Here is a 25,778-nt window from a genome sequence, read left to right as displayed (position 1 = left end):
ACGCTCAGGGGTAGCACTGTACGCACACACGCCGGGCCCGTAGAGCTGAGCCGGGCGTCCGCACCCCTGCAGGAAAACTATGACCGCACCCGCAACCTCTCACAAACGCCCGCGTAAGGCCGCCCTGGCCTCCTGGATTGGTTCAGCGCTGGAGTACTACGACTTCGCGGTCTTCGGTACGGCTGCGGCCCTGGTACTGAACCGCGTCTTTTTCCCCGAGGATTCGGATGCCGCTGGAATCCTTAAATCCATGATGGTGCTGGGTGTCGCCTATGTGGTGCGCCCCTTTGGTGCCATGCTGATGGGCCCGCTGGGTGATAGGTTCGGACGCCGCTTCGTGCTCATGCTGACCCTTTTCATGATGGGTGGGGCCACCTTCGCCATCGGCTGCCTGCCCACCTACGACCAGGTGGGGCTGCTTGCCCCCGCCCTGCTGGTGCTGTGCCGGGTTTTCCAGGGTCTGTCTGCCTCGGGTGAGCAGGCCTCTGCTATTTCGATGTCCTTGGAACACGCTCACGACCACCAGCGTGCCTTCACCACTTCCTGGACCCTGCACGGCACCCAGTTTGGTTCCCTGCTGGCAACAGCGGTCTTTCTGCCCTTTGCAGCCCTGCCTGAAGAGGACCTGCTGACCTGGGGCTGGCGTGTGCCTTTCTGGCTCTCCGCCTTCGTACTGGTAGCTGCCTGGCTGATCCGCCGCCGTCTTGAAGAAGCCCCTTCCTTTGTTGAGACTCAGGCGCAGCAGGTGGTGGATCCGGCCCGCCGCAAGGCACCCCTGACCCTTGTATTTACCCGCCATAAGCGAGCAGTTGCTGTGGTGGCCATGTGCGCCATGGTCAATACCGTGAACATGGTTTTCACAACCTTCTCTATCTCTTTTGCCGCCAAAGGCCACGGGATTGATTCGGGCGTCATGCTCTGGGTTCCCATCGCCTCAAATGGGCTGAGTCTTCTTGCTATCCCGCTCTGGGCCATGCTTGCCGACCGGGTGGGTCGTAAGCCTATCTTTGCCACCGGCGCCCTGGTTGCTGGCGGGCTAATGTTCCCCTACCTGCACGCTATTACGAGCGGCAACGTGCTCCTGGTCTTCGTCTTTGGTGTGCTCATGCACGGGGCTTTCTACTCTATGGCCAACGGTATCTGGCCGTCCTTCTACGCTGAAATGTTCCCCACTCGGGTGCGGGTGACCGGCCTGGCCCTGGGCACCCAGATTGGTTTTGCCCTGTCGGGTGGTATCGCTCCTGCAGCAGCTACCGCGCTTGCCGGGGACGACTTTGCCAACTGGGCAGGCCCCGCCGCCTTTACCCTGGGCATGGCGGCCCTGGCCTGCCTGTGTGCGCTGACCGCTCGCGAGACCGGAAAGCTGACCCTGGCTGAGGTTGACCGGGTGCAGGACCACTAGATTTTCTCGCAAGAGATAAGGACGCCCGCCCCACCGTTCGTAGGTGGGGCGGGCGCCCTGGTTTTAGGTGCTAGTCGGTAGAAGAGCCAGCGCTTGCTGGGGGCTGCCGATACCTGCCGCGGGTCTAGCGGGCGAGCTTGGCCTCGATGGCCTTGCGGAGGGCCTGTGCTCCTTCGACCCAGGCGTCGAAGTCGCCGTTACCCTCAATATCGGGCAGGGCACCTGCTTCGAGACGGGCTGCGCGGAAGGCGCGGGCGATATCGTTCACTGAAGCCCCGTGCTTCTTCTTCATCTCGTACACGAAGGTGATACCTGCGTGGTTGATCATACGGTTGGCTGCGCGGGTTGCGATGATTTCGCTGCGCAGGGGGTGCTCGTCGAAGTAGGAGCCAAACTTCTCGGTAGCGGGAGTCGGGAAGTAGTCAGCCAGGACGTCGCTGAGGTCGAGGTCGGGCTCGTCGGCGTAGCCGCTGTCAACGAGCGCTACGGTGAGGCCGATCTTTGCGTAGGCGGTGAGTACCGAGAGTTCGGGGCTGGTGAGGGGGACGTGGGCTTCGGCCCGGTCTGCTAGTTCGGCATCTGAGGGGAGTAGCTCAACCTCGCGGTCCAGGTGTACGGTCTCGGTCAGGTAGTCCATGAACTCGCCCGCAATGTCGTTGGTGTTGAAAGCTTCGGTGCGCTCTGCCTGCAAGAGTACGTTCTGCTCCAGGTTGGAGCGCAGCACGCGGCGGCCTACTTCTTCGACCTGCTCAGCGATGAAGTCGGCGCGGTCGCCCTCCTTGAACTGACCCGCTTCGATAGCGCGACCCATGAGAATCTTGAGGTTGACTTCGCGGTCTGAGGTTTCAACACCGGCAGAGTTGTCGATGGCGTCGGTGTTGACGAGGACGCCACCCGCTGCTGCCTCGATGCGGGCTCGCTGGGTGAGACCCAGGTTGCCACCTTCGGAGATGACGCGTGCCCGTAGCTCGGGTGCGGTGATACGGAGCTTGTCGTTGGTGGAGTCACCCACCTGGCTGTTGCTTTCTTCGGTGGAGCGCACGTAGGTGCCGGTTCCGCCGGTGTAGAGCAGGTCTACGGGGGCCTTGAGCAGGGCGGTAATGAGCTGGTCGCCGCTCATGGTTTCAACGGCGCTATCAAGGCCGAGGGCCTCGCGCATCTGGGGAGTGACCTCGATGGCCTTGTCTTTACGGGAGTAAACGCCGCCGCCCTCTGAAATCAGTTCGGGCTTGTAGTCGGTCCAGTAGGCACGGGGCAGGTTGAAGAGGCGCTGACGTTCGGCAAAAGAAGTAGCTGCATCGGGGTTGGGGTCGATGAAGATATGGCGGGAGTCGAAGGCGCCAATCAGGCGGATGTGCTCTGAGAGCAGGGCGCCATTGCCGAACACATCGCCGGCCATGCCGCCGATACCCACCATAGTGAAGTCTTCAGCCTGAGAATCGTGCCCCAGGGCAGCGAAGTGGCGCTTGACCGACTCCCAGGCGCCGCGGGCGGTAATACCCATTTCCTTGTGGTCAAAACCCACCGAGCCGCCGGAGGCAAAAGCATCGCCCAGCCAGAAGCCACGGTCTAGAGAGATGCCGTTAGCGATGTCTGAGAAAGTGGCAGTGCCCTTATCGGCGGCAACGACCAGGTAGTGGTCGTCCTCATCGAGAGCCACCACCGCATCGGGGCGCACGATGGTCTGCTGGCCATTGTCGGTCACCAGGTTATCGGTGACATCGAGCAGGGAAGAGATGAAGAGCTTGTAGGCAGCTACACCCATCTCGTTGTACTTATCCTGCTCAGCGTCGCGGTCGGGTAGGTTCTTGGGAACAAAGCCGCCCTTGGAGCCGGTGGGGATAATGACGGCATTCTTGGTGACCTGAGCCTTAACCAGACCGAGCACCTCGGTGCGGAAATCCTCGGGTCGGTCGCTCCAGCGCAGACCACCGCGGGCAACCTTGCCAAAGCGCAGGTGCACACCTTCTAGGGCTTCACCTTCGACAAAGATTTCGAAGAGCGGCTTGGGAAGGGGCGCAAAAGAAACGTCGCGGGTTGAGATTTTTAGGGCGATGGTTTCTTTGCCCTGATAGGCGTTGGTGCGCACGGTTGCGAGGACGACCTCAAGCAGCTTGGTGAAGAAATCCTGGGTTTCAGCATCCAGCTTTTCGATATCGGTGCGCACATCTTCGGCCGCTGCACGCTGGGAGGTGCGGCGGGCGTCCGCGTCCTTTCCGAGGGCGGGATCGAAACCGGTGCTGAAGATGTCGGCGATACCTGCGGCGACGCCGGGGTTGCTGGAAAGGGCCTGGGCCATGAATTCTGCGCTGAAGCTGACTCCGAGCTGCAGGAGGTAGCGGGAGTAGGCGTGTAGAACTTTGGCTGAGAGAGCTGAAGTAGGAGTAGCTGACATCATCTGCCCTTCTGATTGGGGTAGGGGCGCTGGCGCCCGGTGGAAATTCCAGCATAAGAGCGGGAAAGAAACCTGGCGATAGTGTTTTTGCAATGTGAGACTGTGTATCTCGTATGTGAAGAGAAGCTGCTGGGGTGGGCCTCCTAGGGGGGGTACTTAATTTGCCTGTCAAAAAATAGTACACAGATTCGAGATAAATGGGAATATTTGTTCTAAAGTTGTGGGTAAGAAATATTCAAGGCAAGCGATAGTAGACAAGTGTTTCAAGTCTGTACTTAAAGGGCTTTGAGCACCTCGGTGTTGCGGTTCACTCCCACCGTCTTCCCGACTACTATGTAAGTGGAGCGCAGACCCGCGCACCCAGGTATCACAACGGAGTGACATCCGCCCAGCGAAAGGCAAACCCTTGCTCACGAACGATCGTTCAGCCCACTGGTCCGGTAGCGAAGACTGGATCAACGAATACTACCGTCACAGCTCAGCTGACGAACTCGAAGGTCTGAGTGACCAGCAGCTAACCAACCTTGCCCAGGCCCACCGTGCCCTGGCAGATCAGCGGGTAGCCGGTGAAGCCCTGATTTCAGTGAGCAACGATGACGCTGGCAGCACTCTCTTTATCGTTGTAGACGACACCAGCTTCCTGGTCTCATCTATCACCGCTCAGATTGCCGCAAACTGGGGCGGTATTTCAGGGCTCATCCACCCCACCTTTGTCGTAGAACGAGACTCAAACGGCCGCCTGACCAGCGTGACCGGCACTGGCTTTAAGCAGCCCGTAGCAAGCGGTGACACTGTCTCTATGCCCATTCTGCGTGATGCTGCCACCGGCAACATCGGTGCTGGGGCCACCATTGAGTCGTGGATTGCCGTCCGCCTCACCTCCCGCGTTGAGGGCGAAGACGTTACCCATCTTGAGCAGGAAATCCGTTCCATTCTGATCGACGTGCGCCGCGCAGCCCGTGACAACGACGCCATGGCCGCCCGCACCCTCGACATCGCAGAAAAACTGGGAGAACTCACCGACGTTACTCTGGGCGGGGCTGCCCACTACACCGGCTCCATCAACTCCGACGCCGACCCTATGACCCGCATCGAATCGGTCCAGGAATTCCTGCGCTGGCTCACCCGCGGCAACTTCCTCTTCATGGGCATCAAGGAGCGCGACCTCTCAGGTCACTCAGGTGACCTGCTGCTGACCGACCGCGACGGTTCCGGTCTGGGCATTCTGGCCGATACCGGCGAAGGCGACCCCATCGTCCTCACCGGCCTGGGTCTTGAAAATGCCCGCGACCCCAAGCCCCTCTACATCACCAAGGCCAACTCTCGCTCCACCGTGCACCGCCACGAGTACCTGGACTACATCGGTGTGCGCGACTTTGACCGCTCCGGCAAGATTGTGGGCGAATACGTCATTCTGGGTCTCTTCTCCCGCCAGGCCTACTCCCTGCCCGCCGTCGAAACCCCCATCGTGCGTGAGCGCGTAGCTATTATGCGCCGCCACCTGGGCTACCAGCCGGGCTCCCACTCCGACAAGACCCTGGCCGGCATCATTGAGGACTACCCCCGCCTCGAACTTCTCCACGCCGACCTGCAGGAACTTACCGACACCTTCCGCGGCATCATGGGTCTGGAAGAGCGCCGCACCACCCGTCTCTTCCTGCGTCCGGACGCCTTTGGCCGCTTCGTCTCCGCCACCGTCTTCCTGCCGCGCGACCGTTACAACACCCATGTACGTCAGCGCCTTGAGGCTGTCTTCCACGAATTCATCGACATTGAAAGCCTAGACTTCGAGGTCTACCTCTCCACCTCGTCCCTGGCTCGTATCTTCTTCCGTCTGCGCCTGACAACCTCTAACACCATTCCTGCCCTGGATGCCAAGGCAATTGAGCGCCGCTTGCAGGAAGCTACCCGCTCCTGGGGTGAGGCAACCGCCGCTGCCGTTGAGACAGCCGCCGCAGGCGAAGGCCTGAGTGCCGAGGACGGCCGCGCAGCCGCCTCAGCCTGGTCTGAGGCTGTGCCCATGACCTACCGCGCCGACTACGAGGTCGAAAACGCCGTTGAAGATATCAACATCTTCGAATCGCTCAGCGATGCTCAGCCGGCCGCTATCCGCATGGGTGAGCGCCAGGGCCGCACCCGCATTAAGACCTACCTGGCTAGCGCCCATACCCTCACCGAACTGCTGCCCGTGATGCAGAACATGGGCCTGGTCGTTATCGACCAGAAGCCCTACGACATTACTCCGGCAGACGGCCGCAGCTTCTCCCTCTACGACTTCGGCGTTGAACTGCCCGAAGGCGTAGAAGCAGAGAAGGTTTCTGCCCTCTACGAGGACGCCCTGAACGCCTACCTGCTAGGTAAGCGCGAGTCCGACAGCCTCGACCGCCTGATTCTGGCAGAAGGTCTGACTTGGGAGCAGGTCCGCGTACTGCGCGCCTACACCCACTACCTGGTACAGCTGGGCCAGGTCTACTCGGCCGAGTTCATGTCTGACACCCTGCTGGCCTACCCCGCAGCTACCCGCCTGCTCGCCGACTACTTCGCAGCTACCTTCGACCCCGACGCTCAGTTCGCAAGCGACGAGCAGCGCGAGGACGCCCGTGAGCAGGTCTGGCGTGAACTGGGCGGCGTCCTTGACGCCATCCCCACCCTCGACGTGGATCGCTTCATGCGCTCCCTGGCCACCGTCATGAAGGCGACCCTGCGCACCAACGCCTACCTGGACCGTCCGGCTCTTGCCCTCAAGGTGGCACCCGGTCAGATTGACTTCGCGCCCCTGCCCCGCCCCACCTTCGAAATCTTCGTTTATTCACCCCGTGTTGAGGGCGTGCACCTGCGCTTCGGCTCCGTTGCCCGCGGTGGCCTACGCTGGTCTGACCGCCGCGAAGACTTCCGCACCGAAGTGCTCGGCCTGGTCAAGGCACAGATGGTCAAGAACGCCGTCATTATCCCCACCGGCGCCAAGGGCGGCTTCTACCCCAAGCAGCTCCCCAACCCGGCCCTCGACCGAGACGCCTGGATTACCGAAGGTCGCGAGTCCTACAAGGTCTTCATCGCCTCCCTGCTCGACGTCACCGACAACCTGGCTATCGAGGCTGACGGCAGCGAAACCGTCGTACACAACCCCCGCGTTATCGCCCGCGACGGCGACGACCACTACCTGGTCGTAGCTGCCGACAAGGGCACCGCATCCTTCTCAGACACCGCTAACGCCATCAGCGCAGACTACGGCTTCTGGCTGGGCGATGCCTTCGCCTCCGGTGGCTCCGTCGGCTACGACCACAAGGCCATGGGCATTACCGCTCGCGGCGCCTGGGAGTCCGTCAAGCGCCACTTCGCTGAGCTGGGCATCGACTGCCAGACCGAAGAATTCACCGCCGTCGGCATTGGCGACATGAGCGGCGACGTCTTCGGCAACGGCCTCATGCGCTCCCGCGCCACCCGACTGGTTGCGGCCTTCGACCATCGCGACATCTTCCTGGACCCCAACCCCAAGGCCGATGTCGCCTTCAACGAGCGTGTACGCCTCTACAACCTGCCCCGCTCCTCCTGGCAGGACTACAACCCCGAGCTCATCTCAGCCGGTGGTGGCGTCTACTCGCGCGGCGCTAAGTCCATCCCAATCTCCGAGCAGGTACGTCAGGCCCTAGGCCTCGACGAACGCGTCACCGAAATGGCCCCGCCCGAACTGCTCTCCGCCATCCTCAAGGCCCCCGTCGACCTGCTCTACAACGGCGGTATCGGCACCTACGTCAAGGGCTTCACCGAAACCCACGCCGCTGTAGGCGACAAGGCCAACGACGCCATCCGCGTCAACGGCCGCGACCTGCGCGCTCGCATCGTGGGCGAAGGTGGTAACCTGGGCTTCACCCAGCTGGGTCGTATCGAAGCTGCCCGCGCCGGCATCCTCATCAATACCGACGCCATCGATAACTCCGCCGGTGTAGAGACCTCAGACCGCGAGGTCAACATCAAGATTTTGGTTGACCGCCTGGTCACCGCCGGTGAGCTCTCTGCCGAAGAACGCGCAGGCTTCATCGAAGCCCAGCGCGAGGACGTCGGCGCCCAGGTACTGCGCACCAACGTTGAGCAGAACGTGCTGCTGCAGGCCGAGCGCCACGGTGTGGTGCCCGGTGTTGAGGCCTACATCCGTTTGATTCACGACCTGGAAGAGAACGCCGGCCTCAACCGCGAGGTGGAATTCCTGCCCACCGACGAGGAAATCCGCGAACGCTACGAAGCCACCGGTGAAACCCTTAACGGGCCTGAGCTGGCCGTCCTCACAGCCTACGTGAAGATTCACCTCACCGCAGAGCTCGAGAAGACCGACCTGGCAGATGACCCCTACCTGGCCCGTGTGCTCACCGAGTATTTCCCACCCGCCCTGGTTGAACGCTTCGGCGAGCACCTAGAATCTCACCCCCTGCGCAAGCAGATTATCTGCACCCGCGTAGCCAACGAGATGGTCAACCTGGGCGGCATCACCCACGTCTTCCGTGCGGTGGAAGAAACCGGTGTGGGGGTAGACGCCCTGGCCCGAGCCTTCTACGTTTCACGTGAAACATTTGGTATTGGCAACTCTGCACGGTTGCATCGCGAGCTCCCTGCTTCTGTTCCTCTGGAAGGCTGGCAGGCCGTCATCAAGGACTGGCAGCGTGTGCTCGACCGCCTGGCCCGCTGGTTTGCAGCTGAACGCTCAGTCGTCGTGGGCACCCCTATCGCCGAGATGATCGAGCGATTCAAGCCCGTTGCCGAGCTGATCCCCTCACTCAAGGACTACTTCGCGGACGATACTCGCGCCCGCGTCCGCGCCATGCGTGACCAGGCAGAAGCCTGGGGCCTGCCCGAGGAACTCATTGTCAACTGGATTCGTGAGTTCGAAGCCTTCGCCCTCATGGACGTAGTCCGCATTGCTGAAGCTCACGGCCTCTCCACCGAGCAGGTCGCCCGCGTCTACTACTCGGTCTATGACCGCTTCCAGGTTGATCTGCTGCTGACCACTATCTCCAAGCTGCCTCGCAATGACCGCTGGGAGACCCTGGCCCGTTCATCCCTGCGCGATGACCTCTACGAGATTGCCGCCTCCCTGGCACTCAAGGTCGTGCAGGAAACCGGTGAAGGGGTAGCGGCCGGAACCGAAAGCGGCGACGCCGCCTTGGCTCGCTGGGTAGACAGCCACCCCGTCCGTATGGGCCGTGTGGACTCCATGCTGGCGGAGATTCAGGACGCCGCACCCGGCGCCGACAGCCGCCCCCGCCTGGCCGTCCTGCAGGTAGCCCTGCGCACCCTGCGCGGCGCGGTCAGCTAGACCTCGGTTTATACACAGCAGCCCGCCCCTCTCTCTTAAATCCTGCGACTGATTAGCAGGAACTTAAGAGGGTCGGGGCGGGCTTCTTTGTCTCAGTGGTGTTTCTCGGGTCTATCTTTCTTAAATAGGCAATATTCTGCCGTTTTGCGGGATAGTGGCCTAGAATTATAGATAAATTGAGTGTATCGGCGAGATTTTGCCGGTTGGGAGATGCTGTGGAGCTAGGAAAAGTTGTGCGTGCCTATCGTAAAAAACTCAAAATGTCGCAGGAAGAGTTGGCTGCACTCAGTGGTATTTCTGAACGCACTCTACGTGATTTGGAGAAAGGGCGTTTGAGTGTCTCTTTGGAGAAAGCTGTAGCTGTTGCTGATGTGCTGGGTCTGAAAATTCAGGTGATTGAGGCATGAGCGAACTCAAAGCTGATGTGTACAAGCAAGATACTCTTGCCGGGCACTTTTTCAGAACACCTCATACTACTGAGTTTCGTTATTCTGCTGATTATCTTGACTCTCATCATGCACCTGTAGCAACCACATTGCCGCTTACTGATGAGCCCTTTGTGTATCAAGCTGGCGCATTACCTCCATTTTTCACAGGTCTTTTACCTGAGGGGCGCCGCCTAACGAGCTTGAGAAATGTGTTGAAGGTATCGAAGGACGATGAACTTTCTCTTCTACTAGCGGTGGGTGCTGATACCGTGGGGGATGTGAGGGTGCTGCCGCCCGGAGCTGCCCCCGATAATGAGTATGCTGAACCTATAACGGAGTTCGACCCGACTCAGTTAGCGTCGATCTCATTTGCTGATTTTTTCTCGGCCCAGGGATTACTGGACTACGCCGCCCTTCCGGGAGTTCAGGATAAAGTGTCGGGCAAGATGTTGACCATCCCTCTTCGTCATAACCACAATTTCTATCTGTTGAAGCTCACGCCGCCTGAATACCCATTACTCGTAGAAAATGAACATTTTTTCCTAGAGTGCGCACGTCGGATATCTTTTCGTAACGGTGTTGTTAGTTCTCACTTAGTGCGTGATATTACTGGTCGCTCGGGCCTTTTGATACAACGATTTGATCGAGGGATAGATGGAAACGGCCATCTGGCTCGCTATGCGGTAGAAGACGCTTGTCAGCTTCTTAATCTCTATCCTGCTGATAAGTATGAAGTCACAGCCTTACGATTAGCGCAGGCGGTGGTAGAGAAAACAAGCCAGCCTATTCTAGTGGCCCAAGAATTAGTGAGACAGTTTGCTTTTGCGTGGCTTACTGGCAACGGCGACCTTCATGCAAAAAATATTTCCATTATCGAGTCTTCTGGAAAATATCGACTAGCGCCGGTATATGACATCCCCTCAACTGCACCCTACGGCGACCAATCGATGGCACTTAAGCTATTTGGAAAAGAGCGAGGGCTTTCTGCAAAAACTTTTCTCGATTTTGGACAGGAACTTGGGGTGCGTCCTGCCGCAACTGCCCTCTTACTACGTAAAATGCTTCACGAAACAGAGGGGCTTATTGAAGGGGCGACGGGCCTTCCTTTTGACTCTGCTCGCCGTAAGCAGCTAGTCAAAATTCTGAAGAACCGTCGCCTATCTCTATCGGCCGGGCTCTAAGCAGCCTTCACCGGCACCCAGACCTGCATCTGAAAATCGTCAGCGGACGGGTCGCCCGGCCCATAGGCCTCAAAGACCGGGCCATTAGGCTTGAAACCTGATGCGGGCAGAAAGGTGCCCATCAGGTGGTCCACCCCGGCCATGGTGCTCATGGGCACCGGGCCCTCAACGGTCGTCACCGCGAACTCACCGCCGTCTACCTTCAGGGCGTTGAGGCCCAGAGCCTGCGCGGTTTCCAGGTTCTCCACCAGAATCCCCGCCATGTAGTCGAACTCGCCGGAAGCGTTCATCCCCACAATTACACCCATCGAGTGCACCTCGGGCATGGTCACCCCCCGCGCCTCGGCATGGGCGGTGAGCTTCTTCCAGAGCTCGCCAATACCGGCGCCCTGCTTCACGGTCTCGCGGAAGCCCGCAATAAAGAACTCATCTTTGTGCTCTACACGCGCACCAATCATCGACTACTCCTTAGAAAAATGTGTGTCGGCTCTATTTTAGTTGCCACAGCCGCAACCGCAGCCGCATGAGGCGCCCTGTGAAGTCGGTGTGGAATCGTGGCCCCCCATCAGGTTGACCCGGTTGCCAATGTCGGGCCCTCCGGCAGGTTTGGGAGTTACCCCTGCCAGGACGGCCGCAAAACCAGCTGGCTCAGCGCCAGGAACCGTGGTGGGGGCGTCTGCGCCGCCGGTGCCGCAGGCGGCTGCAGCTGCGTTAACCTTGGGCTGTTTGACCTCACCAAAGCGGGAAAAACGGCGCAGCTGCTCAGCAGTGGGGTACATGTAGGACACCTTGACCAGGCCCTCTACCAACAAGATAGGCAGGACCTCCTGCCCCGCCATAGCAAGCTGATCGGCAACCGGCTCACAGTCCACAAAAGCAGAGGGGTAGGAGTCGGTGGAGTAGACGGCAATATCAAGACCCTCATCAAGCAGCTCCTGGGCTTCAGCAAGGAAGGCGTCGCGCTGGGTGTCGCCGGGGTCGTCCGGGTTTTCGCCGGCAGCCGGAATGAAAACTTCAAGGGGGGTGCTCCCCAGGGCGTCGCGAGATGAGCGTGCCACTACTGCTCCGTTCGTTGATTCGTGTGCTCTACCAAGCCTACGCCTGCTGGGGCTCGCAGAAAAGGTCAGGCGGCGCACCTCGGTTACGGGTGCGCCGCCTGTTGCGCCTTATCAGCAAGCTCTCAGCAATCTAGTCGCCGATAAAGAACTTGCGCAGGGCTGAACGCAGGCCACGCTCGTCCTGCTTCTGCTCGTCCTCTGCTACCGGGGGCTGAGGCTCCACCTGCCTAGATGCCAGCGAAACTTTCTTAGCCCGGGCCGCGATGCTGGGAATAGCATCGGTATCAGTGCTTCGATACTCCTTGCGCTCCTCGGGGGTTCCAAAAGCCAGGGTGCCGATGGTATTAGCGATATTTTTCTGCTCGGGGGAGGCCGGGACGCGGGCTACACCCGGGTCGATATCGCGGATATCCTGAGCCCTCTCACCGATGGTGACGGGCAAGTCATTGGGGAAAGCCGCTGCGGCGTAGGCGCTTGCCGCCCGGCTGAGGGGGGTGGAAGCGCCCTCGTCGGTAGAGCCCCGACCGTCTGCTGCGGGGGCCGCAGGTTCTTCATCGGTGCGGACGCCCGCCTCGCCCTGCTTTTCAGCGGACGGCACCGGGGAGGTTTCAGAGTTGGGCGTGGCGGACGGCGCGGGGGCAGGCTCGTCTGCCTCCTGGGTCGCGAAGAGGCTCGAAGCGTTTTCTGAGGTCGTAGTGGACTTAATAACTACCGGCGCCGCGGGAGCGATAACCGGCTCAGAATCATCAATCTGAGCGGGGGCCGGTACTGCTTCAGCAGCAGGTGCCTCGTCGCCCTTGGTGAGTTCTGGGGCCACGGCGGGTTCAGGCTCTGCTGCTGATTCGGGATTAACCTCAGCCAGAACCGCACGGTAGCGAGCCTCAGTGGGAGCTAAAGTCCAGCCCAGGAAACCGGGTAGCGCGATAGGCTCAACGGTGCCTACCCAGGCGATGGTTTGCGCTAGAGGTGATGCTCCTGCTGAAGTCTGGGGGGCAGTGGGTGCGGCTGCGACGGGAGAGCTGCTAACGGCGTCCTGACCTACCAGCTCACCGGTCACAAAATCTGCCAATGACAGGGCAACCCGCACTGGAACTGACGCCTCACCCCGCTTGCGTGCAATCACCTGCCCCACGGTGCCCTGGGCGCCGGGGGCTAAATCAATGGCGTAGAGGTGGCTGGGCGAGTTGGCAATTTCAAGCCAGAGGGTGTGGTTCAGGACGGCTTGGACGGTGCCGTCCGTCTTTTCCGGTGCCTTCCAGGGGGCAGAATCCAGGGTGGCTGCCCCAAAATCGGCCTGAGGGGTAGAGGCAATAACCTTCTGCCCGGCCACCTCAGCAACCACACCGTTGCGTACTAGAGCCCGATAGAACTTGAGCTCGGGGGTGAAGGTAAGACCGCGCTGCTTCTCTTCGGCGGTGACCTCAGCGGGAGAATAACCAGAGTTATGCCCGCGGGCAAGTAAAGCAGAGCGCAGGCGTAGCCCATTATTTGAGACAGTGGCCCCTGAGTCTTCGACGGGTGTGTCGATGTGTTCAGTTCCATGTTCAGATGCAGGGGAGAAGGGTATCTGTTTGATGATGGCCTGGCCACCTGGCGATGAGTTGATACGCACGTTATAGGAACCTTTGAAGGCTCCACTGCGAGCTAGTTCGTAGATGGCGACGGTGGCTGAGCGGGCATAATCAGCTGGGGGTGGAGTGCCTAAAGAGCCCGTGATGGCACAGGCAACACTATCTAGTGTGGTGTTGTGTACGGTAAAACGGACCTCCAGGGGTCGCTGATGGGCCTCTGAATGCCACTGGGTAAGGTGTGCGAGAGCTAAAAGATGCGGGGGGAGCTCGGAGTGCGAATCAAAACTCATAGACTCTATTTTTGCATGCTTAAGCGGGTGGGAAAGATAAGGTTTGTGAGGGCGGTGGGTTGGAGTTGAGGATGCGGGCGAATAGTGGGGCGGGTGTATTAAATTTTCTTAGCTATACAGGGGTTCCTGAATGTTTTTATGATACAAGTTTTGGCCTCCATTAATAGACAAGTTGGAGATGGGTTCTAGCTCCTTAATCCTTTAGGTCTGGGTTGGTGTCAATTTTTATCGAAAATTTCCACCGATAAGACCTGCCCTGGGTGTTAGGATGAATAAGATTTTTATTACTTTTAGGGGAAATTAAAAACATGACTCACACACTCTCGCGCCGTAATGTGGTCAAGGGTAGCGCATGGGCTGCCCCCCGTTGTGGTGGCTACTGCAGCTGTTCCTGCCTACGCAGCCTCTTTCACCTGCCCTGACCTTGCGCCTACTTTTAGTCGCACACTATCGGGTAATACTCATCAGGTAACTGCCTCCTACAGCTTCCCTGATGCTGGTTCCTACACCCAGATTGTTCTTGTTTCCAACGCTGAGTTGACAGAACCCACTGGCATTGCCGGGGCTACCCTTTCTGCTGACCGTAAGACCCTCACTATTCCTGCTGGCTCTGGCCCTTTGGAATTCTCTGCAACCGCCCTTGTGCCTCAGGATCAAACCAATGATGGAGGCTTCACTCTGCGTTTTACCTACACCATTAACAACTCGCAGTGTGGCTTCTCCTCCACCTTCGCCGAGTGGGGTACCGTCGGTTCCAACTAGGTGGTATGTATCTTAATAGTCGGGTCGCGTGATCATTCTTTCTTGAAAAGAGGGTAGGTGCGACCCAGACTTTTTAAGGCTTAGTCTCTCGAAGATACAACGAGCTGCTGGGTATTGGTTCTGACTCTTTAGCGGGGTATCAGCGTTGCACTCAGCCCGGTGAGCAGGGCTGAGAGACCAATGGTGAAAGCCTCGTCCTGAGGGTTGCTCCCCAGGGCTGTGTAGGCCTCTGCCATGACGGGGTGCTCAGGAGTGAGCTGTCCGGGATCGAAGATGTTCACCGGCGCGTGTGCATCTGTTGCTGCCCCCAGAAGAAAAGCCTCAATAGCTTCCACGGTCAGCAGTGCTTGTCGTGGGCTCATGCCAAAGTCTCTAAAAGCAGAAGTTACTCGCTCATACATGGCCAAGGTGGCGGGGGCTTTGCGTACCGGCGTCACCGCCAGCGTCATGACCACCGTCGGCGCTACCGAAAAAGCCTGCCGGTAAGACCGGGCCCACTGCTCTGTAGCTTCAAGCCAGAGTGCTCTAGCGCCCAGGGCGCTCACCCCTCCGCTGCGCACCCGCTCGGCGGCGTCCTGGAGTGCCTGCGTATCAATTCCCTGCGCCACCTGGTCTGAAATGGCAGCCAGTACCTCATCGCGCGAGGCTACATGGTTATAGAGAGAGGATGGCGCCACCCCAAGTGCCCGCGCCAGCTTTGCCATGGTGAAATCACCCTCTGTAGCCATAAGCTTCTGGGCGGTTTCAGTAATCTTGTCCGAGGTAAGTAGGGACGCACTGGGGCGCCCGGCGTTGCGCGGCGAAGTGGGAGCAAGGGTCATGCATATAATGGTAGCACTGCGCCTAGGTGAGGGGCTGGCAGAGGAGAGAAGTGCCCGGCTTATATATTTTCGTAAGGTACTTCACAGGTCTTAGGGTTCAAGCTACACTAAAACGAACGGTATTCGTTTAGTGTAGCTAGCGCTGCAGAAAGGCTGGGCACCATGGCTCCCCAGGAAATCACCCGCGATGTCGTCATTATCGGCGCAGGCCCCTCGGGCCTTACCGCTGCCTACCGCCTGCAGCAGGCTGGGCACTCCGTTGCCGTCCTCGAAGCCCGCCACCGTGTGGGTGGCCGCACCTGGAACGGCGACCTCGATGGCGCTTTCATTGAAATCGGCGGCCAGTGGGTCTCGCCCGACCAGACCGCCCTCAAAGCCCTGCTCAAAGAGCTCGGTCTCAAAACTTTCTCCCGCTATCGCGAGGGTGACTCCATCTATAAAACCCTAGATGGTCAGGTTAAACGCTACTCCGGCGACATCTTCCCGGTTGATGAGGGTACCAAGGCAGAAATGCTACGCCTGATTGACATGATGGACGAGATTGTCGCCGAAGTGGGGGCCGAAGCCCCCTGGACCCACCCCCGCGCTAAAGAGCTTGACTCTGTGAGCTTCCGCGAATGGCTCAAGACCAAGACCGACAACCAAGAGGCCCTCAACAATATCTCCCTCTTTATCGCCGGTGCCATGCTGACGAAGCCCTCCCACGCCTTCTCAGCCCTGCAGGCTATCCTCATGGCGGCCTCCGCAGGTTCTTTCTCCAACCTGGTGGACGAAAACTTCATTCTCGATCAGCGCGTGCTCGGTGGCATGCAGAAGGTCTCTCTCACCCTGGCTGAAAAAATTGGGGAAGAGAATGTTATCCTGGGCCACCCCGTACGTGTGCTGCGCTGGCAGGAAGAGGGGGACTACCCCGTCCTGGCCGAAGCTGAAGACTTCACTGAGGATGGCGTCGCTAACCCCGATGGGGCCGTCAAAGTTCGCGCCAAGTACGCCATCATGGCTGTTCCGCCCAACCTCTACAACCGTGTCTCCTATGTGCCCGCCTTGGATCGCCGACAGCACCAGATGCACATGCACCAGTCCCTGGGTCTGGTCATTAAGGTGCACGCCGTCTACGACCGCCCCTTCTGGCGCGAAAAGGGCTTGTCTGGCACCTCCTTCGCCTGCGACAACCTGGTGCAGGAAATCTACGACAATACCAACTACGACCCTGCTACTGGTCAGGAAGAAGAGCGCGGCACCCTGGTCGGCTTCGTCTCCGATGAAAAGGCTGACTGCATGTTCACCCTCTCAGCTGAGGAACGCAAGCGCACCATCCTTGAATCCATGGCAGAGATGCTGGGCGAAGAGACCCTGAACCCTATCCGCTACTACGAATCTGACTGGGGAGCTGAAGAGTGGACTCGTGGCGCCTACGCCGCCAGCTTCGACCTGGGCGGCCTCTCTCGCTACGGTGCCTACCAGTCAGACCCTGTTGGCCCCATCCACTGGTCTTGCTCCGACCTGGCGGCCGAAGGCTACCAGCATGTTGACGGCGCGGTTCGTATGGGTGAAAAAACTGCCGCTATGATTAGCGAAAAACTCAAGGGATAAAACATGCGTTACGTTGTCGGCTATTCTCCCTCGTCCCGGGGGCGGGACGCGCTCAATCTGGCGGTTGCTCTCGCCTCATCGCTGGGTGCTGAGCTCGATGTGGTCTATGTGCTCAAGCAGCAAAACCCGCGCCTAGCTGCCCCGCGTTCTAACTTCGGAGCCATGTTGCAGGAGCAGGCTGTGGGCTGGCTTGAGGAGGCCCAGCAGCGGGTGCCCACCAGTCTCAAGGCCCGTTTCCACCTGCGCCAGGCGGAGTCCACCGCAGCCGGGCTGATGGAGTTCGCTAGCGCTATCGGGGCCGGTGCCATCATTGTGGGTGGTGCTAAGACCGGTGGCTGGCTCTTCCACTCCATCGGCTCAGTAGGTAATGCCCTGCTGCACCGGGCTTCAGTGCCGGTGATTCTTGCGCCCCACAACTACGATGCGGCAACCCATATCACCCATATTGACTGTGCGGTTTCCCCCGATATCGACTCGATTGGCCTGGTGGAAGAAGCTGTGGCTACCTGCAACCGCACCGGCCTTGCGGTGCGCCTGGTGTCCCTCATCGAGGACGCCGCCGCTGACGGTTCTGCTGCCCGTGAAGCTGAGGAGGGTGTGCGGGACCTGCTGGAGCAGTCCTCCCTGGTGCCCGAGCGTCCGGACCTCATCACCGTTGCTGTCGGGCACGGCGCCAGTGTGCCTGATGCCGTGGAATCGGTGGACTGGTCTGCCGGGTCCGTGCTCATGGCTGGGTCGTCTAAGCTGGCCCAGCGCGGCGAGCTTTTCTTGAGCTCCAACACCGCAAAAATCCTGACCCGTCTGCCTATTCCGCTGGTGGTTGTTCCCCGCGATTATTCGCCAGGACGTCGCGGCTCGGCTCAGGAGCCCTGGACCGGCTCGATTCCCGTGGTGGGTCGCTAGTTGTACTGACCGGGGACGTTGATTGACTTGCTCACCGGGTGGTTCTGCATGATCTCAGCAGCAATGTCGTGGAACCGTCTGACCGCGTCGGCTGGGCTCAGGATGCGAATGTGGTCACCGAACTGGAGGAGCTGCCGCACAGATTCAAGATCGGGGTACAGGACAGTGATGGGCGTCCAGGCGTCCTCGGTGTGGGCGATGCTGACCATGCGGGTTCCGAGAATTCGTTGGGCCAGGTCCAGGCGCGTTGAACGCAGTAGCGCGTGCACCTCGATGCCGGGAGTCGGCTCGAAGCTGGTCACGAGGTCTCGCCACACCGACCGCAGGTCTTGGTCTGATCGGAGAACCGCGACATCCGTGCAGCACCGGCGATCTTCGATGCGGATCGTATTGAACATGCGCGGTCGCCCATCAACATCCGCAACGAGATACCACGAGCCAGCTTTGTTCGCCAGCCCATACGGGTCGACAGTCAACCATTGACCAGTGGTTTCTCCACTCCGCCGGTAGTACAACCGGACGCGTCGTCGCTCTCGCGCTGCCGTCAACAGGTCAGTCAGATCGAGATTCCCTCCGGTCGAGAACCATCCTGACGGATCAATGAGGAGCACCTCGGACAAGGGCTGAGTACCCAGTGCCTGTCCTCGCGTGGCGACGGTCGACAGTTTCTCCTGGGCGCTGGCATGGGCTGCCTGCAGTCCGATCTGCCCAAGAATTGTGGCGCCCACCTCCGCGACCCTCAGCAGCTGCACCTCGGCCGGGTCGAGACGGGCCGGGTCGAGACGGGCCCGACGGTCCAGCACGATCGCCCCATACCGCCCCTGCTCCGTATGAACCGGAACACCAGCGGCCGACAAGGCTTCGACGTCACGCAGGATCGTGCGCGGTGACACCTCGAATCGTCGAGCCAGTTCTCGGCTGGTCATCCGCTCATGGGTCTGCAGGAGCAGCAACATCGACAACAGCCTCGAGGACTTCATGGACCGACCCTCCCAGAAAACATGACACAAGATGTCCAGTTTAGGTGATTGACTGGCGCTACGTGACCAACCGACCCGAGGAGACATCCATGTCCACACCCAACCTGTTCCTGACCTACGTCAGCGACGCCGAGCAGTCCACCGCCTTCTACAGCGACCTGTTCGACATCGAGCCAACCTTCACTAGCCCGCGCTATGTCGCCTTCGAGGTGGCAGATGGGGTGCTGTTCGCCATCTGGACCGGCCACAACGAGAACATCACCCGCGACACGCCCCGCACGAGCGAGATCGGACTCATGGTCCCCGGCCCTTCCTCGAAAGTCGATGGCATCTACCAGGAGTGGGTCGCGAAGGGCGTACGTGTGGTCGAGGAACTGCATGACGACGTGTTCGGCCGCACTTTCGTAATTGCTGACCCCGACGGCAACCTCATCCGAGTCAGTCCCGTCGACTGACCCGACAACCAACTCTCACGTGGCGGCGAGCACCAGCTCGCCGCCACGCCTACTTCCACACGAGGCTCCATGTCCCATCCCAACGCCGCTCTCACACCCCGGCATCGCCTGATCGTCGGCCAGCTCGTTATCGATTAAGGCTGGCCAATTAGCGAGGTCGCCGCCAGGTTCCAGGTCTCCTGGCCCACCGTGAAGCGCTGGGCCGACCGCTACCAAGCCAGCCAGTCCATGCAGGACCGCAGCTCACGTCCACACCGGTCACCGAACAAGACCAGCCAGGCCACCGTCAGGCGCTGTATCCAGCTCCGCCTGCGCCTGCGTGAGGGCCCAGCCCAGCTCGCATGCCGGCTCGGTATCGCGCCGTCGACGGTCCACCGCATCCTGGCGGACGCGCACCTGAACCGCCTGTCGCATGTCGACCGCGCGTCCGGCGCACCTTGCATTCTGGGGTCCCTGCTGTGTAAAAGTTTCGTTACGCACTTCACAAGAATCACTTAAGGTTGTAATCTAACTAACTAAACGAATGGTGTTCGTTTTCTTGTTCTGCTTGCAACCTCTGAAGGTGATAGTGAAAAGGAGTCAGCGATGACCCAGACCCCAGCTACCTCGGGAGCCAAACCCCACGGCTCCGTCGACGTCAGCGCCGCCAACAAAAAAGGCCTATCCTCGGGTAACGTCACCCTCTTCTCCTCCATCATCATCGGCATCTCCGTTGTAGCTCCCGCCTACTCCCTCTCAGGTGCCCTCGGCCCCGTCGCCGCAGAAGCCGGAATCTACATGCCCGCCATGTTCCTCATCGGCTTCATCCCCATGCTCCTGGTCGCTATCGGCTACCGCGAACTCAACGCCGCCATGCCCGATGCTGGCACCACCTTCACCTGGACCACCAAGGCCTTCGGCCCCTACGTCGGCTGGATGGGCGGCTGGGCCCTACTGGTTGCCACCATCCTGGTGCTCTCCAACCTAGCCGGTATCGCCGTTGACTTCTTCTACCTCTTCCTCTCCCAGGCCTTAGGCAACCCCGACATCGCCGACCTCGCCTCCAACAACCTGGTCAATATCGCCACCTTCCTCGCCTTCATGGCCTTTGGTTGCTACATCACCTACCGCGGCCTGGACGCCACCCAGAAACTCCAGGCCGTCCTCATCATCTTCCAACTAATCGTCCTGGCCCTCTTCTCCGCCGTCGCCCTCTACAAGGCCGCCACCGGCACCGGCTTTGCTAACCTGACCTTCAGCTTGGAGTGGTTCAACCCCTTCGGCATCGACTCCTTCTCAACCCTGGCCGCTTCCATGTCGTTGGTCTTCTTCCTCTACTGGGGATGGGACGCTGTGCTCACCATGAATGAAGAAACCGAGGGTAAGCACACCACCAGCGGAACCGCCGCCGTCGGCACGATTCTGACCATCGTCGTCCTTTACCTTTTCCTCTCCGTCGGCACCCTCTCCTTCGCGGGCACCAGCGAGGACGGCCTGGGCCTGGGGAATCCCGACAACCAGGAAAATATCTTTGCCGCCCTCTCCGGCCCCGTGCTCGGCTCCCTGGGTATCCTCATGTCCATTGCCGTGATGGTCGCAGCGCTTGCCTCCCTACAGTCCACCGCTGTCTCCCCGGCCCGCACCCTGCTGGCCATGGGCTACTACCGGGCACTGGGCCCCAAATTCGCCCGCCTGTCGCCCAAGTACCAGGCACCCTCCTACGCCACTATCGCCTCCTGCCTGATCGCCAGCATCTTCTACGTGGCCATGCGCTTTATCTCCACCTCGGTACTCTGGGACACCATCGCGGCTCTCAGCCTCATGGTCTGCCTCTACTACGGTGTTACCGCCTTCGCCTGCGTCTGGTACTTCCGCAAGACCTCCCTTAAGAGCGGGGCTCGCAACCTCTTCAACCAGTTCATCTTGCCCCTTATTGGTGGCATCATCCTGGTGGTCTTCTTCGCCCAAACCTTCGTTGATTCCATGGACCCCGCCTACGGCTCCGGCTCAGAAATCGGTGGTATCGGCCTGGTCTTCATCCTCTCCCTTGTCCTCCTTGCCCTCGGTGTTGCCGTCATGTTCTACCAGCGGTTCAAGTGCCCCGACTTCTTCGCAGGCCGAGTACCCATGGATGTTGAGCACATGCTTGACTTGCCCGAATAAGCTCCGCCCCGGGGCGGGCGTCCGCTCAGGGCATGTGAGACAGGCTACCTGCCGACCGGTAGGGGGCGTAAGATAAGCAGAAGAATGGGTCTAATGACGCACCCATCACATATATAGTTCACGAAAGGTGCACACCGGCTATGACCGTAGATGTGAAAGAACTTTTGGCAAAGGTGCCTACCGGCCTACTCATCGATGGCCAGTGGCGTGAGGCGTCCGATGGGGGAACCTTCGACGTTGAAAACCCCGCCACCGGCGAAGTCATCGCTACCTTAGCTTCTGCTACTGAAGAGGACGCCTTAGCTGCCCTCGATGCTGCCTGCCGCGCAGAAAAAGAAGCGGGGGACCACGGCTGGGTCGCCACACCTCCGCGTGAACGCGCTGAGATTCTGCGCCGTGCCTTCGAGCTGGTCACCGAACGCGCCGAAGAATTTGCCACCCTCATGACCCTAGAGATGGGCAAGCCCTACGCCGAAGCCCTCGGCGAGGTCAAGTACGGGGCCGAGTTCCTACGCTGGTTCGCCGAAGAAACCCCCCGCCACTACGGCCGTTCCCTCGACATGCCCGAGGGTACCCTGCGCATGATTACCCGCCGCAAGCCCGTGGGCCCCTGCCTGCTGATTACCCCCTGGAACTTCCCCCTGGCTATGGGTACCCGCAAGGTTGCCCCCGCCGTGGCAGCAGGCTGCACCATGGTGCTCAAGCCCGCCCGCCTGACCCCGCTGACCAGCCAGTACTTCGCCCAGACCATGCTCGACGCTGGCCTGCCCGCGGGCGTCCTCAACGTCGTCTCATCTAAGTCGGCAGCCGCTATCTCCGAGCCCATCATGAGCGATTCCCGTCTGCGCAAGGTCTCCTTCACCGGCTCCACCCCCGTCGGCAAGGACCTGCTCAAGAAAGCCGCCGAGAACGTGCTACGCACCTCCATGGAACTGGGTGGCAACGCCCCCTTCCTGGTCTTCGAGGACGCCGACATCGACCAGGCTGTCGCCGGTGCCATGGCCGCCAAGATGCGCAACATCGGCGAAGCTTGCACCGCCGCCAACCGCTTCATCGTGCACGAATCCCTGGCCGAAGAGTTCTCCCAGAAGTTCGCCGAAAAAATGGGTGAACTCAAGGTCGGCAACGGCCTGGACGAAGGCGTCACCTGCGGCCCCCTGGTTGAGCAGAAAGCCCAGGACTCCATGGTTGCCCTGGTTGAGGACGCCGTCGCCAAGGGTGCCCGCGTGCTCACCGGTGGTGAGAAGGGCGAAGGTGCAGGCTACTTCTACAAGCCCACCGTGCTCGTTGATGTACCCCTCGATGCCCGCGTCGCCCGCGAAGAAATCTTCGGCCCCATCGCCCCCATCTTCACCTTCAAGGACGAATACGAGGCCTACCAGCTGGCCAACGACACCGAATACGGCCTGGCCTCCTACGTCTACACCGAGTCCATCGACCGCCTCTACCGCGCCAGCGACCACCTAGAGTTCGGCATTATGGGCTTCAACGCCGGTGTGGTCTCTAACGCCGCAGCCCCCTTCGGCGGTGTCAAGCAGTCCGGTATGGGCCGCGAAGGAGCCGCCGAGGGCATCGATGAATACTCCTCCATCCAGTACATCGGCATCCGCGACCCCTACGCCAACTAAAGCCCAGCGGACGCCCGCCCTCCACGCCCGGTTCGGGCAGGCGTCCGCACCCCTCACCTTTTTGTAGTTACAAGAAAATCCATCACTAAGGAACCCCATCATGGCTGAGATTGCCTACCGCCTACCCCAGCAGATCACCCTCACCGGCACTGTCCCCGGCCCCAAATCCGCCGAACTAGCTGCCCGCCGCTCCGCCAACGTGCCCGCCGGTGTCGCCTCCACCCTGCCCGTCTATGCAGCGGACGCCGACGGCGGCGTCATCGTTGACGTCGACGGCAACTCCTTCGCCGACCTGGGCTCCGGCATCGCCGTCACCTCCGTCGGTGCCTCCGCCCCCAAGGTCGTAGAAGCCGTGCGCGAAGCCGCCACCCACTTCACCCACACCTGCTTCATGGTCACCCCCTACGAGGGCTACGTAGCCGTGGCTGAAAAACTCAACCAGCTCACCCCCGGCGACTTCGACAAGCGCACCGTGCTCTTCAACTCCGGTGCCGAAGCCGTAGAAAACGCCGTCAAAATCGCCCGCGCAGCCACCGGTCGCAACGCCGTCGTCGTCTTCGACCACGCCTACCACGGTCGCACCAACCTCACCATGGCCCTGACCGCCAAGGCAGCCCCCTACAAGAAGGGTTTTGGCCCCTTCGCCCCCGAGGTCTACCGCGCCCCCATGAGCTACCCCTACCGCGATGGCAACACCGGCGGTAAAGAAGCAGCCACCCGCGTCATCGACATGATCGAAAAGCAGATCGGCTCAGAATACGTCGCCGCAATCCTCATCGAACCCATCCAGGGCGAAGGCGGCTTCATCGTCCCCGCCGAAGGCTTCCTGCCCGAACTCGTCACCTGGGCCCGCGAAAAAGGCATCGTCTTCATCGCGGACGAAGTGCAGGCCGGTTTCTGCCGCACCGGCACCTGGTTCGCCTCCGACCACGAAGGCATCGAACCCGACCTCATCACCACCGCTAAAGGCATCGCCGGCGGCATGCCCCTCTCAGCCGTCACCGGCCGCGCCGAACTCTTCGACAAGGTCCAGCCCGGCGGCCTCGGCGGCACCTACGGCGGCAACCCCGTCGCCTGTGCCGCAGCCCTCGCCACCATCGAAACCATGGAAGAGTGGGACCTCAACGCCCGCGCCGCCCGCATCGAAGAGATCGCCCGCGAAAAGCTCGGACCCCTGGTCGAAGAACTCGACATCATCGGCGAAATCCGCGGCCGTGGCGCCATGTTCGCCGTCGAATTCGTAGCAGATTCTGACTCCACGGAACCCCACGCCACCGCAGCCAAAGACATCGCAGCAGCCTGCGCCGAACGCGGCGTCCTGATCCTTACCTGCGGCACCTACGGAAACGTCGTGCGCCTGCTGCCCCCGCTGACCATGCCCGAAGAACTCCTGGGCCAGGCCCTGGACATCTTCGTCGAAGAAATCCGCAAGGTCGCAGGACAGTAAGGAACTAAACCCATGAGCTACCGACTTGAAGACCCCACCACCGGCGAGGTGCTCGAAACCTTCGACACCCTCACCGACGAGCAGGCTGTTGAGGCCGTAGAGCGTGCCCATGCCGCCTACCTTTCCTGGCGCAACACCAGCGTCGAAGAGCGCGCCGCTATCGTCAATCGCATCGCCGAGCTCTTCGAAGAGCGCAAGCAGGAGCTGGCCGAAATCATCTCCCAGGAGATGGGCAAGCCCATCTCAGAGGGCATTGAAGAGGCCGAGTTCTCCTCCGCCATCTTCGCCTACTACGCCGGGATCGCCGCCGACCACCTCAAAGACGAGCCGATTCCCTCAGAGACCGAAAACTCCGAGGCCTACATCCAGCGCAAGCCCCTGGGCGCCTTGCTGGGTATCATGCCCTGGAACTTCCCCTACTATCAGGTCGCCCGCTTCGCCGCCCCCAACCTCATGCTGGGCAACACCATCGTGCTCAAGCACGCCGAAATCTGCCCCAAGTCAGCGCTCGTCATTGCTGAGATTATGAAGGACGCCGGGCTGCCCGACGGTGCCTACGAGGCAGTTTTCGCTAGCCACGACCAGATCGAGACTATGATTGGCCACCGCCACATTCAGGGTGTCTCCCTGACCGGCTCCGAACGAGCTGGCGCTATCGTTGCCGGTATTGCCGGGCGCAACCTCAAGAAGGCCGTGCTCGAACTGGGTGGCTCCGACCCCTACATCGTGCTCGACACCGACAACGTCGCCGAAGCCGCCGCCACCGCCTGGGGCTTCCGCATGTACAACACCGGCCAGGCTTGCAACTCCAACAAGCGCATGATCGTCATGGCCGACATTTACGACGAGTTTGTCGCCGAACTCGTCAAGCTGGCCGAGGCTATGAAGCCCGGCAAGCCCGCCGAAGCGGACGAGACCACCTACATGGCCCTCTCCTCCCGCTCGGCAGCCGAAGGCCTCAAGAAGCAGCTCGACGAGGCCGTTGCCGCCGGTGCCACCCTGCGCGTCGGTGGGCAGTTACTGGACGACAAGAGCGCCTACCTCTCCCCGGCCGTCCTCACCGATGTGCCCGTCGGCTCCGAGGTCTACTATCAGGAGCTCTTCGGCCCCGTCGCCACCGTTTACCGGGTCGAGAGTGACGAAGAAGCCATCGAGCTGGCTAACAACACCCAGTACGGCCTGGGTGGCGCCGTCTTCTCCCAGGACGAGGCCCGCGCCCGCCGCCTAGCCCAGCAGATTGATGCCGGCATGGTCAACGTCAACACCCCCGCCGGCGAAGGTGCCGAAATCCCCTTCGGCGGCGTGAAGAACTCCGGCTACGGCCGCGAACTCGGCCCCTACGGCATGGACGAATTCGTCAATAAGCGCCTCTACTTCGTCCAAAAGTAGCGCCGTACAATAAACATACGTTGCA

At 60.6% G+C, this 25,778-nt stretch carries 18 protein-coding genes and 1 pseudogene; 13 read left to right on the top strand and 6 right to left on the bottom strand.

Annotation, left to right across the window (positions count from 1 at the left end):
• The first annotated feature begins 79 nt into the window (after positions 1-79).
• Positions 80-1,402, top strand: a complete 1,323-nt coding sequence (locus ACFP6B_RS04135; RefSeq protein WP_377127186.1) for an MFS transporter — start codon at positions 80-82, stop codon at positions 1,400-1,402.
• A 124-nt stretch (positions 1,403-1,526) separates the two neighbouring features.
• On the opposite strand, the gene ACFP6B_RS04130 is transcribed toward ACFP6B_RS04135, so the two are convergent.
• The gene (locus ACFP6B_RS04130) at positions 1,527-3,800 is read right to left on the bottom strand and encodes an NAD-glutamate dehydrogenase domain-containing protein (RefSeq protein WP_377127183.1); all 2,274 of its coding nucleotides are present in this window, start codon (positions 3,798-3,800) and stop codon (positions 1,527-1,529) included.
• 403 nt (positions 3,801-4,203) lie between these two features.
• Here ACFP6B_RS04130 and ACFP6B_RS04125 point away from each other — a divergent pair, with 403 nt between their 5' ends.
• The 3 genes from ACFP6B_RS04125 (at position 4,204) to ACFP6B_RS04115 (ending at position 10,714) form a co-directional block, all read left to right on the top strand.
• Complete coding sequence (locus ACFP6B_RS04125; RefSeq protein WP_377127179.1) at positions 4,204-9,105, top strand: NAD-glutamate dehydrogenase; 4,902 nt, start codon at positions 4,204-4,206, stop codon at positions 9,103-9,105.
• Between the two features lie 215 nt (positions 9,106-9,320).
• Positions 9,321-9,512 (top strand): helix-turn-helix transcriptional regulator, encoded by a 192-nt coding sequence (locus tag ACFP6B_RS04120; protein ID WP_237196053.1) that lies wholly within the window; start codon positions 9,321-9,323, stop codon positions 9,510-9,512.
• Entirely contained in the window at positions 9,509-10,714 is a 1,206-nt protein-coding gene (locus ACFP6B_RS04115; protein ID WP_377127176.1) for a type II toxin-antitoxin system HipA family toxin, read from the top strand. The genes ACFP6B_RS04120 and ACFP6B_RS04115 overlap by 4 nt, the downstream gene beginning before the upstream one ends.
• Here ACFP6B_RS04115 and ACFP6B_RS04110 read toward each other — a convergent pair.
• The 3 genes from ACFP6B_RS04110 to ACFP6B_RS04100 form a co-directional block, all read right to left on the bottom strand.
• Complete coding sequence (locus ACFP6B_RS04110; RefSeq protein WP_237196057.1) at positions 10,711-11,172, bottom strand: GyrI-like domain-containing protein; 462 nt, start codon at positions 11,170-11,172, stop codon at positions 10,711-10,713. The genes ACFP6B_RS04115 and ACFP6B_RS04110 overlap by 4 nt on opposite strands.
• Before the next feature lie 36 nt (positions 11,173-11,208).
• Positions 11,209-11,772, bottom strand: a complete 564-nt coding sequence (locus tag ACFP6B_RS04105) for an arsenic metallochaperone ArsD family protein (RefSeq protein ID WP_377127173.1) — start codon at positions 11,770-11,772, stop codon at positions 11,209-11,211.
• Between the two features lie 130 nt (positions 11,773-11,902).
• Entirely contained in the window at positions 11,903-13,384 is a 1,482-nt protein-coding gene (locus ACFP6B_RS04100) for a hypothetical protein (RefSeq protein WP_377127170.1), read from the bottom strand.
• 621 nt (positions 13,385-14,005) lie between these two features.
• Between ACFP6B_RS04100 and ACFP6B_RS04095 the strand changes: the two genes are divergently transcribed.
• Positions 14,006-14,395, top strand: a complete 390-nt coding sequence (locus ACFP6B_RS04095) for a hypothetical protein (protein ID WP_377127167.1) — start codon at positions 14,006-14,008, stop codon at positions 14,393-14,395.
• 128 nt (positions 14,396-14,523) lie between these two features.
• Here ACFP6B_RS04095 and ACFP6B_RS04090 read toward each other — a convergent pair whose 3' ends face one another.
• Positions 14,524-15,216, bottom strand: a complete 693-nt coding sequence (locus tag ACFP6B_RS04090; RefSeq protein ID WP_377127164.1) for a TetR/AcrR family transcriptional regulator — start codon at positions 15,214-15,216, stop codon at positions 14,524-14,526.
• 162 nt (positions 15,217-15,378) lie between these two features.
• Between ACFP6B_RS04090 and ACFP6B_RS04085 the strand changes: the two genes are divergently transcribed.
• Together ACFP6B_RS04085 and ACFP6B_RS04080 are read left to right on the top strand one after the other, a co-directional pair.
• A complete protein-coding gene (locus tag ACFP6B_RS04085) occupies positions 15,379-16,809 on the top strand; it encodes a flavin monoamine oxidase family protein (RefSeq protein ID WP_377127161.1) in 1,431 nt (476 codons plus the stop codon).
• Between the two features lie 3 nt (positions 16,810-16,812).
• Positions 16,813-17,712: a universal stress protein gene (locus ACFP6B_RS04080; protein WP_377127158.1), complete on the top strand. Its 900-nt coding sequence runs from the start codon at positions 16,813-16,815 to the stop codon at positions 17,710-17,712.
• Here the strand turns inward: ACFP6B_RS04080 and ACFP6B_RS04075 are convergent.
• Positions 17,709-18,692, bottom strand: a complete 984-nt coding sequence (locus tag ACFP6B_RS04075) for a helix-turn-helix transcriptional regulator (protein ID WP_377127155.1) — start codon at positions 18,690-18,692, stop codon at positions 17,709-17,711. The two genes, ACFP6B_RS04080 and ACFP6B_RS04075, sit on opposite strands and share 4 nt — an antisense overlap.
• Before the next feature lie 89 nt (positions 18,693-18,781).
• On the opposite strand from ACFP6B_RS04075, the gene ACFP6B_RS04070 reads away from it, so the two are divergent.
• The 6 genes and pseudogenes from ACFP6B_RS04070 (at position 18,782) to ACFP6B_RS04045 (ending at position 25,753) form a co-directional block, all read left to right on the top strand.
• A complete protein-coding gene (locus ACFP6B_RS04070; protein ID WP_237224429.1) occupies positions 18,782-19,147 on the top strand; it encodes a VOC family protein in 366 nt (121 codons plus the stop codon).
• 69 nt (positions 19,148-19,216) lie between these two features.
• Positions 19,217-19,585, top strand: a pseudogene (locus tag ACFP6B_RS04065) (helix-turn-helix domain-containing protein); the annotation flags it as partial.
• Positions 19,586-19,732: 147 nt separating this feature from the next.
• On the top strand, positions 19,733-21,289 hold the full coding sequence (locus ACFP6B_RS04060) for an APC family permease (protein WP_377127152.1): 1,557 nt from the start codon (positions 19,733-19,735) through the stop codon (positions 21,287-21,289).
• Between the two features lie 140 nt (positions 21,290-21,429).
• On the top strand, positions 21,430-22,917 hold the full coding sequence (locus tag ACFP6B_RS04055; RefSeq protein ID WP_377127149.1) for an NAD-dependent succinate-semialdehyde dehydrogenase: 1,488 nt from the start codon (positions 21,430-21,432) through the stop codon (positions 22,915-22,917).
• A gap of 100 nt (positions 22,918-23,017) precedes the next feature.
• Positions 23,018-24,364, top strand: a complete 1,347-nt coding sequence (gabT, locus tag ACFP6B_RS04050) for a 4-aminobutyrate--2-oxoglutarate transaminase (RefSeq protein ID WP_377127146.1) — start codon at positions 23,018-23,020, stop codon at positions 24,362-24,364.
• 12 nt (positions 24,365-24,376) lie between these two features.
• Positions 24,377-25,753, top strand: a complete 1,377-nt coding sequence (locus ACFP6B_RS04045; RefSeq protein WP_377127143.1) for an NAD-dependent succinate-semialdehyde dehydrogenase — start codon at positions 24,377-24,379, stop codon at positions 25,751-25,753.
• Positions 25,754-25,778 lie beyond the last annotated feature (25 nt).

The sequence above is a fragment of the Rothia nasimurium genome, assembly GCF_042660305.1.
GTDB lineage: Bacteria > Actinomycetota > Actinomycetes > Actinomycetales > Micrococcaceae > Rothia > Rothia nasimurium.
Note: the sequence above shows the minus strand (reverse complement) of the source record. Positions and strands in the feature narration are given on the sequence as shown.